Source organism: Pseudomonas sp. P1_F1_2 (genome assembly GCF_056405815.1).
The window spans coordinates 101,313-115,034 of sequence record NZ_JBFUBK010000003.1; the positions used below are offsets into that span (position 1 = coordinate 101,313).

A 13,722-nucleotide genomic window follows, 5' to 3' on the forward strand; every position below is an offset into this window, starting at 1 on the left:
ACTCCGGGAAAAGACTTACTGGGCATCGGCCAGGCTATTGTCACAGATTGATCGCCACGCTGCTTCGGCCAGCAGTTCCCGGTAAGCCTTCGGACTGCCCTTCACCCGCCCCGACAACCACGCGCGGCAGTAACTGTCGGACTGGCCAATGATCAGCGATAGCAGCAGTTCAGCCGGAACCGCTCGCAACTCATCGCGCCGACCGGGTTCCGCCAGCCATTCTCCGAGCTTTTGGTTACGCGCCTTGTTGCGGGCCACGAGCTCGTCCTTGAACGGCCCTTTGGTCACAGCAAATCGCGCGTGGTACTGGAACCGCGCCCATTCCGGCTGGCTGTCGACCCAATCGACGAAGCTGTGCACCAGCGCGTGTACGCCTTCTTGGGTGGTCTTTGCTTCACTCAAATAGCGGTCGCGAAGCTGGGCCTGATCGTCCAGCGCGGCGAAAAACAGCGCCGCCACCAAACCTTCCTTGTTGCCGAAATGATGGTAGATCGCGCCCACGCTGGTGTCGCACTCGGCGCGAATCATCTCGATGGTCGTGGCTTCGAGCCCTTGTTCATTGAACAGGGCCAGGGCCTTTCTGAAGATATCGCGTTTGAGTTCGGCCCTTCTGCCGGGGTAGCAGCGCTCGAGTAAATCTGAGGTTTCCATACGGGACACAGGCCAAAAAAAGTCCATGACAAGGCAGACGACTGCCGATGAACAAGCCGCGCTAGGTTGACAGATTTCACGGCAACAGAATACTGTTCCGCCACAGAACATTATTCTGTTACGGAATATCATTCTGTAAAACCAACCCAGCAGTGAGGCTTCAACATGAGTCAGTTTCTCAGCATGTTCAACAGCGCAGGCCCGCAAGCGTTCAGCCAAATGGCCTGTCAGGTGGCGCCCTACTTCAGCACCATCAACCCGCTGGTCTCGGAGTTGCGTCCAGATCACGCCACGGTCCAGGTGCCCTTCAGCCGGGAGATCACCAACCACCTTGGTACGGTCCATGCTATTGCGATGTGCAACGCCGCCGAGCTGGCCGCCGGAATGATGACCGACGTGTCCATCCCTGCTGGCGCGCGCTGGATTCCAAAAGGCATGAGCGTGGAGTACCTCGCCAAGGCCAAAAGCGACGTGACCGCAGTGGCCAACGGTGAAGAGGTCGACTGGCAGACTGAAGGCGACAAGATTGTCCCGGTGGACATTCATGACGCTGAAGGCAAAAAAGTGTTCACGGCGCGGATCACCATGAATGTGAAGCTTTCCTGAACCCCGATCCGTAGCAGCTGGCGCAGCCTGCGTCAGCTGCTACAGGTTGTCGCGTAAAGACAACCCCATTCCCCGACAATGAGGACTTACACCCGCCCCCCCCCACTTTCCCCAAAGTGGCCCCACGTTTACATTTTTTTCACAACTCAATGATTCATCTTGGTTTCTCAGGTGTACCTGGTGATGGCGCAACTTATGCATTGGCCAAAATGCAAGTGCCACCACTTAGGCATGCCCCCCCGAGAACCATCATGAAAAACTCATTTCCTGTGAACAAGTCGCCCGGCTTCTTCGGGGCGCAGGGCATTACCTCAATGGTGTTGATGACGTTCAGCCTGACCGCCGTCAACGCCGCCCCACTGGATGATTACGGGCCACCGCCACCGACGGACCCCTCGGCGTACACTAACCAGCCAGCCGATCCGGCAGCGGCGCTGGAAGCATTGAAGACCATGCCTCCGGCCAATCAGGGCTCAATTGCGTTGCCCAATGGCGTGTATGGCGACAAAGCCACAACCCGGACCGATAACGTATTGCCGCCCGCCTTGCAGACTTCTTTCAACTACCCCACCAATGGCAAACCCAGCCCATTGTTCGGCGCCCAACCGTACACCCAGCAGTTATTGCTGTTCGAAGAATTCGGCCCGGAAACACTCGACCCGACCACCCCGCCCTATACGTTGACGTTCCCCGTCCCCCTTGCCGGCCCGGCACCCGCGCAAGACCCGAACAGTATCGCGCGCAGCGGCCCATCGCTTACCGGGCTGGACAATTTCATGCGGCAGCCGGGGCTGACGCCGTACCCCACGCAGTTTTCCAATGTGCTGGATCGCAACCCGTGGAAGGCGCAGATAGAAGCTTTCCTCAACCGCCATCCGGTGGGCTCGCCCGCCGAAGGACGACCACCGGGAAAAGGCTGGTCGCATCAGCGCTGGAACGAATTTTATCCTCAGGTCCAGTTCAAGACCGTGCAGGTGGGTGCACGTCTCAATAAAGGCCTGCGTGACAGCAAACAATTGCACCACTATGCGGAAGGAGAGTTCGGACCCGGCGGGCTCTACTACCAGACCTCGGACATCCCGACCACGATAGGCACCACCAAAGGCATCGACCCACGCTTCCACCCCAAAATGCCGGTGCAAAATCACAAATCGTTGTGGACCTTCGATGGCACCTTTCCGCCTAAATTGCTCATGGTGCGTTACGGCCAGCCTGTGCTGATGCGGCACTACAACGCCCTGCCGATCGACCCGTCAGCCAACGCCGGTTTTGGCCTGCACACCCTCAGTTCCCATGAACACAACGGGCACTCCCCGGCTGAAAGCGATGGCTATGCCAACGCGTTTTTCTTTCCGGGGCAGTACTACGATTATCGCTGGCCGATCCAGTTGGCCGGTTACGACACCATCAACACCACCGCACAAGACCCTCGTGCCGCATTCCCCTGCGCACCGGGCGAGAAGTTGTACGTCAATGACACCAGCCCCGGCCTGAAAACCTGCGACAACGGCACGATCAAGATTCGCGGCGACTGGCGCGAGACCATGAGTACCCACTGGTTTCATGACCACATGCTCGATTTCACCGCGCAGAATGTCTACAAGGGCAATGCGTCGATGATGAACTACTACAGCGCTATCGATCGCGGCAACGAAGCGATCGAGGACGGCGTCAACCTGCGCTTCCCCAGCGGTTCGGGATTGCCATGGGGCAACCGCGACTACGATGTGAACCTGGTGGTCGCCGACAAGGCCTGGGATGCCAATGGCCAGTTGTGGTTCAACCCGTTCAACACCGATGGTTTCCTGGGCGACCAGATCCTCGTCAACTGGCAGTATCAACCGAGCCTGAAAGTCCGCGCGCGCGCCTATCGGTTCCGCATTCTCAACGGCTCGGTGTCGCGCTACCTCAAGATGGCCCTGGTGCGCGAAATTGCCGGCAATGGCGGTGAGTTTCCCGGGCCTGCCGGCTCGGGTGTTTCTTACGCCCGGGTGCCATTCCACATGATAGGCAACGACGGCAACATCATGGAGCACGCCGTACCGTTCGACGGCAGCATGGACCTGGACGGTGACGGTAATACGCAGGACAACAACGCAATTTTGCCAACCCAAGGCATTGCCGAACGCTTCGACATCATCGTCAACTTCGCGAAAAACGGGATCTCGGTGGGTGACAAGCTGTACTTCGTCAACGTGATGCCACACCAGACCGGCAAGGGCCCGATAAAGGAAGAACTGTCACTGGCAGACGTGTTGTCCGGGACGTACAAGGCGGTGATCAAACAAACCAGCACAGGCCCGAAATGGGACGAGGGTGACCCCGCTGTCGGCAAGTTCATGCAAATGGTTGTCCAGCCTTACAGCGGGCACGACCAGAGCATGGACCCGGTCGCTTACGAACCGGCGAAACCGGGCAAAGCTGCCGGCAAGAAAATGATCCCGCTGACCATCGACCGCGACAACCCCAACGACCAGCAAAAACTCACAGTGGCGCGGCATCGCGAGTTCATTTTCGGCCGCTCCGATGGCACCGACGAAGCCCCCTGGACCGTCAAGACTGACGGCGGTTTCGGTTACAGCATGGACCCTCGCCGGCTCAGTGCAGCGCCGCAATTGGCCAACGGTCCGAAAGATGCGGGGTTCTCCGGAGACGGCACCCTGGAAGTGTGGAAAATCAAAAACGGCGGCAACGGCTGGAACCACCCTGTCCACGTGCACTTCGAAGAAGGCGTGATCCTCAGCCGTGATGGCAAGGCACCGCCGGAATGGGAAAAATGGGCACGCAAGGACGTCTATCGTATTGGCGAAGGCGTCGACAGTTCCGAGGATGTCGTCATGGCGATCCACTTCCGTGAATTCGCAGGGACCTACATGGAGCACTGTCACAACACTCAACATGAAGACAACTCCATGTTGCTACGTTGGGATGTCGAGCACCCGGGTCAGTTCCAGTTGATGCCAACGCCCCTGCCTGGCTGGGACGGCGTCAACTACGTGAACTCCGTGGGCCTGCCTACCTTCCGCACTGGCGGTGACGGTAACAACAACCAAGGCGACAACAAAAAACCGATCGCCAACCCTGACAGTGCCACCAGCAGTAATGGCCTGCCGCTGACCATCAACGTGTTAGCCAATGACACCGACCCCGACGGCAATCTGCCGCTCAAAGTCGTGGGCCTGAACCAGCCGGATTCCGGTAAGGGCACAGTCAGCACCGACGGGGGGCGTGTGGTCTATACCCCTCCGGCCATCGTCCCCGCGCCATTCACCGCGACCTTTACCTATCAGGCCAGCGACGCCAAGGACGCGATGTCGGATCCGGCGACAGTCTCAGTGGCGGTCTCCGCCGCAGCGGTCAATGAGGATTTGCTGGTCTCCAGCGCCACGGTCTCCGTTCGCAGCAACAACCGCTACGCCTGGGATATTTCCGGGACCACCTCGCGCTTTGCCGGCAATAACATAACGGTGACCGCGGCCACCACTGCCGGGCCACTTAACCTGGGCACCGCCACGCTCACGAAAGTCGGCACGGGCGGACGGTGGCGGGTGACTGTGACGACCACCGGTGCCGGGCCGGCAGCAACCCCGACCATCACCGTCAAGTCAGCACTTGGCAAGACGATAACGGCGCCGATATCCGTGCGCTAAAGCGGTATCGCTTGGCACCCGGTCCGTTCATTGCGGACCGGGCGCCAGTCGATTACGGGTTCAACCAGGGACGGACACCGATAACCGGAAAATAATCCTCTCGCGCCTAAAGTTACTTCGCGGTCCGCCGACTTCTGCTGGTGAACCTACCGACGAAGGACCGTGAGATGTTTTACCCCCGCGAAGCTGAAAAAGATCACCTGTACAACCGGGTAATCCTGCTGACCGTTGCCTGTTTAGTGGTGCTGCTCCTCGCCGGCATGGCCCGGCAAGAGGGCATGCTCTATGCCGCCATTCAGTTGGGCCCCATCGAGACCACCGGCACGGTGACGCAACTCGACGACATCCGCATGAACCGCGACGGCAAAGTGATCCACTACCGCTACACCGATCAAGACGACCAGGTGCACGACGATCAGTATGTCGACGAGCGCTACGCACAGAAAACCGCTTTTGAAACCGGCGGCAGCATCCCCCTGATCTATTCCCGCTGGCTACCGGGGCAAAGCAGCATTGCCCGTGAACTGAACGGCAACCGTCCGGGGTTTTACATCATGATGGGCGGGGTGTTACTGACGCTGTTGTTTTTGGGGATATCGTTCAGGACGCTGGGGCGCATTGCCCGGATGAAAGAGGAAGACCGGTTTTACTAGTCATCCCCGTCTCTACTCCGAAACCACCACCTGATTACGTCCACGCGCCTTGGCCCGATACAGCGCTTTGTCCGCGTTGTTCATCAAGCTTTGCAGATCGTTGTCGTGCATTTCCATTGCCGCGACACCGACGCTGGCCGATATGCGGTGAACGGGCCCGGACATTACCCCGCTGATCGACCGAATGAGCTGTTCGGCGATTTCAAGGGCAACCTCAATGGACGTGTCCGGCAGCAGGATCGCGAACTCCTCGCCACCCATCCTGCCGCAGACATCTGTATCGCGAAAACAGGTGCTGATCACGACGCCCATCTGTCGCAGCACTTGATCGCCAACCTGATGGCCATAGGTGTCATTGATGTGCTTGAAGTGATCCATATCCAGCATCACGGCGCACAGCGGCAACCGTTTTTTCTGGCAGTCATTTAACAATAGCTGCGCCCGCTCAAAAAATGCCCGGCGATTTTTCAGCCCGGTCAATTCATCGGTTTGTGCGGCATGCGTGGAAATGTGGTGCGCCTGCTCCATTTCACGGGTTAGACGAAACGCTGTTTCCAGGGCTTCGGACAGCTTGCGGGTCGCGCTGGCGACAAATGAGGCGAACACCAGGACGGCGAACGCCATCCCGACTTGCAGTGCCGACGGTTGAAACAATAGCCACGTGGTACACGGCAGCAGCACCAGGCCAATCGACGCCAGCGTCATGTAACGGTAGGACGAGTAGCACGACACTGCGCTGACCGACATGCCGACGGCAAAAAGCATGACCAGCGCCTGGGCCAGCAGGTCGTTTGCCGGCATGATCGCCAAAGCGCCTGCCCCCCAGATACCGGCCGACAACATCAACGTCACCCAGTAAGTCCGCTCCCAGCGTTGCGGCGTGCGCTCATTGTCCGGGCTGCGAAAATAGGTGGCAAACATCAGGATGCGCAGCAGCGACGAGATACTCAGCAGGCCAATCCACCCGAACATGATGCGGTGATCAACACGATCCCAGCACAGTCCGCACAGCATGATCGCGGCCAGGAAACTGCCGAACACCGCAGACACGGATTGGTGGAATAGCTGTCGCAAACGATCGCTATGCACTTGCGCCGCGATAAAAAGCTCCTGGTCGTGCCTGAATCCTGGGCCACCCATTTGATCCGCCTGATCATGATGCTGCGACAAAAACCGATTGTGGCACCCAGCCACCCCGGCAAACAATCGAATCACACGCTCAAAGTGCAGCTGGCACGTTATTGCTGCGGCGCAACCATCTTGAACCGGATATTGATGTCGTCGGAAACGACGTTATCGGCATATTCACCCTCGCCGATCTTGAAGGCGCTGCGCTTAAGCGTTAACTCGCCGACGAAAATCCCGATGGCGTTGTGTGTCGTCAGCAAGACAGGGACTTTCACCTTACGAGTAATGCCTCTGAGTGTCAGGTTGCCGATGATTGTGTATTTGTTGTCGCCGAGCGCTTTCACACCGACTGATTCAAAGGTCGCCACGGGATACGCCGCGGTATTGAACCAGGCAGGTTTTTGCAGTTCAGCGTTGGCGTCATCGCTGCCGGCATTGATGCTGTCGAGCTGGATAGTGAGCGCCGCCTTGGCCGCTGCGGGTTTGGCAGTGTCGAAATCCAGCGACGCCTTGAACTTGCCAAACGTGYCATACACCTCGGAGGCGAACTGGTTGTACGTGAAGGAGATGGTGCTGGCGGTCTGATTGACTTGGGTGTACTGGACCGCTTGGGCACAGGGCAAAAACCCAAAGATGAGCATGGCAGCCAGTACTGCAAGCCGCGGCAATCGAAACATTATGGGATTCTCCGGTCGTGGCCCCTGACTTGAGCCTGGCACCCGCACACATGGACCAGCGATAGAAGGACTAAAGCAAAGAACCACCGTTTATTCCACCTGTTGCGCAGTCTTCCGACCACCTGTCAGTTAATCCGATTCAGCGCCCGATACGCCCCTCCCAGCGGGTCTTTAATGAGGGTGGCACTCACCGTTTCGGGAAACAGACATGAAAATCGTCGTCATCGGAGGAACCGGCCTGATCGGCAGCAAGGTCTGCAAAAACCTGCAGGAACTGGGCCATGAAGCCTACGCAGCGTCACCGAGTACCGGGGTGAATGTCATCAGCGGCGAAGGGCTGACGCAGGCCCTGAAAGGCGCCGACGTGGTGGTCGACGTAGCGAACTCGCCCTCTTTCGAAGACCACGCCGCGTTGCATTTTTTTCAGACTGCCGGGCACAACCTGTTCGCGGCGGAGAAACTCGACGGCGTCAAACATCATGTCGCCCTGTCCGTCGTCGGCACTGAGCGGATGCTCGACAGCGGTTACTTCCGGGCGAAAATGGCGCAGGAAACGCTGATCAAAAAGTCGGGGATTCCCTACACCATCCTGCGGGCCACTCAATTTTTCGAATTCATCAGCGCCATCGCGTTCTCCGGTCGCGAGGACGGCGACACCATCCACTTGGCCTCGGCGGCGTTGCAGCCGGTGGCCTCGATCGACGTCGCGGCGGTACTGACAGACATTGCCTTGCAAGCACCCGGTAATCAGACCGTGGAAGTGGCCGGGCCTGAGCGGCGGCCACTGGTTGAGTTTGTTGGCGAGTATTTGCAACACATCAAGGACCCGCGCCGAACCGTCGCGGATGTCACGGTGCCTTACTTCGGTGCGCCAATCGATGACCAGTCGCTGACGCCAGGCGAGCATCCGATTCTCGGCACGACCTGGTTTAAAATCTGGCTCAACACCTGAGCATCGTCATGCTTTTTGCCAGGCCCGTTGCAACAGCCGGATGACTTCGGCGTCCGGGGTCTGGGAAAAATCCATGTACCAATGACCGATCGACATGAGCCACTCCGGGATCAGCGGGCAGATCAGCTCATCCACTTCACTGCGCAACGCCTCGACCGTCTCGGGTGGTCCCACCGGCACGGCGACCACGATACGAGCGGGCGAATGCACCCGCACTGCGTGGATCGCCGCCATCATCGAGGCGCCCGTCGCCAGGCCATCGTCGATCAGAATCACCACCTGATCCTTGAGCTGCACGGGCGGGCGGGCGCCCCGGTAAGCCTGCTCGCGCCGCAGCAGCTCCCGGGTTTCCCGTGCGACCACGGCATCGAACGTGTCCTTATCAATCGGGTGCACCCGCAATGCCTGTTCATTGAGAATCTGGATGCCGCCACTCGCGATCGCGCCCATGGCGAACTCTTCGTGGGACGGTACGCCGAGCTTGCGCACCAGCATCAGGTCGAGGCGAACGTCCAGCGCCGTGGCCACTTCATAGGCCACCGGCACGCCGCCCCGGGGTAATGCGAGGACGATGACGTCCGGGCGATGAGCGTAAGCGAGCAATGGCGCCACCAGACGCCGACCGGCCGCAACCCGGTCCTGCAAAACAGAGTGCGATGAGGGACTCATCTGAAAACCTCCTCAGGCGATCACGCCCGCCGGTTTCATCACGCAGTCCCCGAGAATTGTCGGCCTGACCATGGCCGACAGCAAGCGGTGCCGCTTACACCAACCGCTCGATCTTCTGATGCCGCCACACAAACCGGTAGTACGCCGTCTGCAACGCCAGCATCCCCAGGTACGCCACTGGAAACGCCATCCACACACCCTGCAAACCAAAGTGCCCGTCCAGCACATACGCTACCGGCAACTGCACCAGCACTACGCAAAAAATCGACACGGCCATCGGCACCAACACCGTACCGCTGGCGCGCATGATGCCGCCGACAATCGCCTGGAAACCAAACACCAACAGGCTCCAGAGCATGATGTGCAACAAGTGCTCGGCCATCGCCCGGGTGGAATCATCGGTCAGGAACAAGCCCAACAACCAGTGCGACAACACGTAACCCAACACCACCAAACCACCGGTCAGGCACACATTGATCAGCAGCCCCGTGCGCAAAATCGGCCCCATGCGCTCGACACGCCCTGCCCCGATCGCCTGGGCGCCGAGGATCGACGCGGTGATCGCAATCGACAGCGCCGGGAACTGCACGTAATTGACGATCTGCGTCACCGCCCCGTACGCCGCCGTCGCCTGCGAGCCGTGCTGGTTCACCAGCGCCAGAATCACCAGCTCCGACACCGACAACACCACCATCTGCAACCCGGTCGGCAGGCCAATGCGCAGCACCTTGCCAAGAATCACCAGGTCCAGCTTCATCGCCGCAAACATCTCGCGATCCGGAGCCAACGGATGCCCCTTGCGAATCAACCGCCACGCCAGCCACCCCATCGCCGACAAGTTACCCGCCAACCCGGCATACGCCGCACTCTGAATCCCCATCGGCGGCAACCCGAACCAACCGCGAATCAACGCCGGCGTCAGCGCCAACCCGATACACGTCGACACCACCAACGCAATCAGCGGCGACACCGTATCGCTGACCCCGCGCAGCAGTTGGGTGAACAGCACGTAAACCAACAGCGACGGCATGATCCACATCATCACGTGGGCATAGGCCACCGCGTCATCCAGTACATCCGCCGGCGTGCCCAACCCCTGCAAGGCGCGCCTGGCAAACACACTGCCCAACACCGCCGCCGACAGCCCGATCATGGCGCCCAGCAGCAAAGTAGTCGCAGCGATGGTTTTCACCAGATGCGGCTCACGGGCGCCCCACGCCTGACCGATGAGCACACTGGCACCCGCACCGAGGCCAATGACCAGCGCGATGAAGAAGAAAATGATGGGAAACATGCCAGAGACAGCAGCCAGGGCCTGGGTACCGAGCATCTGGCCGATGTAGATGCTGTTGACGGTGCCCGACATGGATTGCAGGAAATTCGACAGGACCATCGGGCCGAGGAAAAGCAGGTAGGTTTTCCAGAGGGGGGTGGATTGGGTGGGGGTTTGCATTGAGTATCCGTCTCGGATGGGCGCGCGCGGGTTTGGGGGATTCTACGCCAGGGCGATTAATCAGCTATACCGCTATTCACCCCCGCAGTTTTTCAACACAGGAGCTTGGCCATGAAGCTCGCACATGCACTGACCGCCCTATTGATCGCTGCCACCCTATTCGGTTGCACCACATCATCAAAACCGGTGGTGTCCGTTTCATTGGTTGCCACGCGGCAAAACACCGGTCAGATCGGCAATGTGACGTTGGCCGACTGGGACAATAAAACCGGACTCAGTTTCTTTATCAGCGGTGTTCCCAGCGGTGGCACCCTGCCCTTGCGTCTCTATACGTTCATTTATAAAGGCAGTTGCCAACACCCCGGGGCAGTGGCCTACGCCATGAACGATCAGGTCAACACCGAACGCCAGCCCATACGCGGCTGGACGCTTTCCAGAAGCGCGCCTGTCGCCCTGTCGGTGCTGCTGGCGGGTGAGTATTCCATCGTCGTGCGAACGGCCGCGACCGATGGCAACGTAGATATCTTTTGTGGGGATATCAAACACGCTGGCGCGGCAAATCCTCCACAGTGACCGCCGATTGTTAGTCGTTTTAGCGATGAAAAAAATCACCCGACTGCTCGCGAGTTTCGATAGGCGTTTGAGTGAACTTAAATAAATGGCAGATTTTTTTTGTTTGCTACGCTTAGGGAGCGGCATCGAAGCCGAGGGTCTGTAGCCTGCAACGCAGGCGCTCACACCCAGGCATTGATCCACTCATTTCAAACCTGCCTGACCACATGGAGTTGCAATGCGCATTCCATTATTTCACGCGCTGTCAGCTGTCATTTTTTTGAGCGGATCGTTCTGCATAGCGCAGCCAGTGGATGCGGCCGTACCCGCGCCAGCGACTGCCCCCGCAGCCGCCCCGGCAAACCCGCCCAGTACGGCGCCCGCCGCGCCGCTGGCGAAAGATCCGGTGTTTACTCAGGAACAGCTGGATCAAATGCTGGCGCCCATCGCGCTTTATCCGGACCCGCTGTTGGCACAGGTGCTGATGGCCTCCACGTACCCCGGCGAAGTGGCCGAGGCGGTGACCTGGTCTAAAGCCAACCCGAAAGCCACGGGCGATGACGCGGTAAGACAAGTGGCAAACCAGCCGTGGGATCCGAGTGTTCAGGCGCTGGTCGCCTTCCCGCAGGTTCTGGTCACGCTGGGGCAGGATCCCATCTGGGTACAACGCCTGGGTGATGCGTTCCTGGCGCAGCCCGACGATGTCATGGGCGCCGTGCAACGTTTACGGCATCAGGCGCAAGCCGCAGGCAACCTGCAAAGCAACCAATATCAGAACGTGACGATTCAGAACATTCCGCCATCGGCCCCTGCCGTTGAATCAGCACCCGCCAGCAACTCGACCATCATCATTCAACCCGCGGACCCGCAGGTTGTGTACGTTCCCACCTATAACCCGACAACCACCTACGGCACCTGGCCGTATCCAGCCTCGCCGCCTGCGTACTATCCGCCTCCGCCCGCCTACTATCCCGGTCAGGCATTGATGGCCGGGCTGGCGTTTGGTACCGGTGTGGCGATCGTCGGTGCGTTGTGGGGTGAATGTGACTGGGGCAATAACGATGTCGACATCGACGTTGAGCGCTACAACAACATCAATGGCAACACTCGGATCAACGCTAATCAGAACAAGTGGCAACATAACTCCGCTCACCGCAATGGCGTGCCTTATCGAGACAACAGGAGCCGCGAACAGTATGGCCGCCAACTGAACGGCGCCAATCAGCGTTCGGCCTATCGAGGGGACAATGCCCAGCGCGCCCAGGCGCGTGAAAACGCTCGCGGTTCAATGGACAGGGCCGGCATCGAACGCCCCGCCACCAGCAACCGTGAAGCACGTAATCAAATGCGCAAGGCCGAACCCGGTGTCTCGGCCGGCAATCGGATGCAAGCCAATGCGGACAGACCGAAAGCGGCTGACAGAGGCCAGGGCACGGCCAGAAACACCCGTGAAAATCAGCAACCGAGGAAACAGACCTCTGACGTGAAACAACGCGGACAAGGTAACGCGAAGGCGCGCCAAACCACGCAAAACCGCCCGGCCGCGACGACCGCCAACAAGGGCGCTGCCCGCAACAATGCATTTGCCGGCACGCGCTCACCGTCCCAAGTCAACGCACAAGCCAATCGTGGCCGGGCCAGCCAGGCCTCTGCCCAGCGCCCCAGTGCCTCGCGCTCCGCTGGCCACCAAGTCAGTCGACCGTCCAGTCCACCATCGCGTCAAAGAAGTGGGGGGGGCCGCCGGTGAATAACCATTCTGGAGTGAAGGCACTCATGGGTTTATTCCTTCAGGCCTTGGCGCTGACTGCCGGCCTGTCGTGGTCGTTCATGGTGATGGCGCAGCAGGAATTTCCAACACCGGAAAAGGCCGCTCAAGCGTTCGTCGAAGCACTGGGCACGAAACAAGCCGATCACAAACGGCTGGCAGAGTTGCTGGGTGAGCAATGGCGCAGTTTCATCCCTAGCCAAGGCGCGGAGCGCGAAGATGTGGACGCGTTCCTGAAGCTGTACCACGAGCAAAACACCATTGAAAAAAGCGGCGAGGACAAGGCGGTTCTGTCCGTCGGAACTAACCACTGGACACTGCCTATACCCATTGTAAAAGGCGCAAGCGGTTGGCACTTCGACACCAAGGCCGGTGGTGCCGAAATTCGTGCACGTCGAATTGGCCGCAACGAACTCGCCGCGTTGCAGTCAGTGCGGGCCTATCACGACGCCCAGATGGACTATGCATCCGTGGACCGTGACGGCGACGGCGCACTTGAGTATGCAGAGAATATTTACAGCGCCCCCGGCAAGCACGACGGACTTTATTGGCGGGACGACAATAGCGGCCAGATCAGCCCGTTGGGTCTCCAGTTCGGCAAAACCATTGCGGGTGAACCGTGGCACGGTTATCACTTCCGCATCCTTCATAGCCAGGGCCCTTCAGCACCGGGTGGCGCCTACAGCTACCTCATCGGTGACAAGATGACCCGAGGCTTTGCACTGATCGCCTGGCCGGCGAAATACAACGATACCGGCGTCATGAGTTTCATGATCAGCCATGACGGGCAGGTATTCGAGAAAGACATGGGGCCCGACAGTGAACAGCTGGCGAAGGCGATGAAGAACTTTGATCCGGATGCCAGTTGGGAAGAGGTTCCGGACAATGAAGAGTAGCCAGCATTACTGAGGCCCAATGCGAACCATCAGGAGACGGACGATGAGCAAACAACCTCAACCCCGTAGC

General features: G+C 59.3%; 12 protein-coding genes. 7 read left to right on the forward strand and 5 right to left on the reverse strand.

Translation table 11 applies throughout. The features are described 5' to 3' along the window. Window positions 1-15: 15 nt before the first annotated feature. Window positions 16-651 (reverse strand): TetR/AcrR family transcriptional regulator, encoded by a 636-nt coding sequence (locus tag AC1D2P_RS01765; protein WP_077431946.1) that lies wholly within the window; start codon window positions 649-651, stop codon window positions 16-18. A gap of 165 nt (window positions 652-816) precedes the next feature. On the opposite strand from AC1D2P_RS01765, the gene AC1D2P_RS01770 reads away from it, so the two are divergent. The 3 genes from AC1D2P_RS01770 (at window position 817) to AC1D2P_RS01780 (ending at window position 5,560) form a co-directional block, all read left to right on the forward strand. Next, a complete protein-coding gene (locus tag AC1D2P_RS01770; protein ID WP_077431945.1) occupies window positions 817-1,257 on the forward strand; it encodes a hotdog fold domain-containing protein in 441 nt (146 codons plus the stop codon). 251 nt (window positions 1,258-1,508) lie between these two features. Further along, the gene (locus tag AC1D2P_RS01775; protein WP_109786680.1) at window positions 1,509-4,907 is read left to right on the forward strand and encodes an Ig-like domain-containing protein; all 3,399 of its coding nucleotides are present in this window, start codon (window positions 1,509-1,511) and stop codon (window positions 4,905-4,907) included. 167 nt (window positions 4,908-5,074) lie between these two features. Then, the gene (locus tag AC1D2P_RS01780) at window positions 5,075-5,560 is read left to right on the forward strand and encodes a DUF3592 domain-containing protein (RefSeq protein WP_046030355.1); all 486 of its coding nucleotides are present in this window, start codon (window positions 5,075-5,077) and stop codon (window positions 5,558-5,560) included. A 12-nt stretch (window positions 5,561-5,572) separates the two neighbouring features. Here the strand turns inward: AC1D2P_RS01780 and AC1D2P_RS01785 are convergent, their stop codons facing one another. Together AC1D2P_RS01785 and AC1D2P_RS01790 are read right to left on the reverse strand one after the other, a co-directional pair. Beyond that, window positions 5,573-6,700: a GGDEF domain-containing protein gene (locus AC1D2P_RS01785; protein WP_477757869.1), complete on the reverse strand. Its 1,128-nt coding sequence runs from the start codon at window positions 6,698-6,700 to the stop codon at window positions 5,573-5,575. A gap of 98 nt (window positions 6,701-6,798) precedes the next feature. Beyond that, complete coding sequence (locus AC1D2P_RS01790) at window positions 6,799-7,368, reverse strand: YceI family protein (RefSeq protein ID WP_477811294.1); 570 nt, start codon at window positions 7,366-7,368, stop codon at window positions 6,799-6,801. 205 nt (window positions 7,369-7,573) lie between these two features. Between AC1D2P_RS01790 and AC1D2P_RS01795 the strand changes: the two genes are divergently transcribed. Further along, window positions 7,574-8,317: an SDR family oxidoreductase gene (locus AC1D2P_RS01795; protein ID WP_046030360.1), complete on the forward strand. Its 744-nt coding sequence runs from the start codon at window positions 7,574-7,576 to the stop codon at window positions 8,315-8,317. 6 nt (window positions 8,318-8,323) lie between these two features. On the opposite strand, the gene AC1D2P_RS01800 is transcribed toward AC1D2P_RS01795, so the two are convergent. Both AC1D2P_RS01800 and AC1D2P_RS01805 read right to left on the reverse strand, forming a co-directional pair. After that, window positions 8,324-8,986: a phosphoribosyltransferase gene (locus AC1D2P_RS01800; protein ID WP_046030362.1), complete on the reverse strand. Its 663-nt coding sequence runs from the start codon at window positions 8,984-8,986 to the stop codon at window positions 8,324-8,326. A gap of 94 nt (window positions 8,987-9,080) precedes the next feature. Next, the gene (locus tag AC1D2P_RS01805; protein ID WP_223525048.1) at window positions 9,081-10,439 is read right to left on the reverse strand and encodes an MATE family efflux transporter; all 1,359 of its coding nucleotides are present in this window, start codon (window positions 10,437-10,439) and stop codon (window positions 9,081-9,083) included. Window positions 10,440-10,550: 111 nt separating this feature from the next. Here AC1D2P_RS01805 and AC1D2P_RS01810 point away from each other — a divergent pair, with 111 nt between their 5' ends. The 3 genes from AC1D2P_RS01810 (at window position 10,551) to AC1D2P_RS01820 (ending at window position 13,652) form a co-directional block, all read left to right on the forward strand. Further along, window positions 10,551-11,012, forward strand: a complete 462-nt coding sequence (locus AC1D2P_RS01810) for a hypothetical protein (RefSeq protein ID WP_109786685.1) — start codon at window positions 10,551-10,553, stop codon at window positions 11,010-11,012. 217 nt (window positions 11,013-11,229) lie between these two features. After that, complete coding sequence (locus AC1D2P_RS01815) at window positions 11,230-12,738, forward strand: DUF3300 domain-containing protein (RefSeq protein WP_109786686.1); 1,509 nt, start codon at window positions 11,230-11,232, stop codon at window positions 12,736-12,738. A gap of 26 nt (window positions 12,739-12,764) precedes the next feature. Next, window positions 12,765-13,652, forward strand: coding sequence for a DUF2950 domain-containing protein (locus tag AC1D2P_RS01820; protein WP_109786687.1), 888 nt, complete (start codon window positions 12,765-12,767; stop codon window positions 13,650-13,652). Window positions 13,653-13,722: the final 70 nt, after the last annotated feature.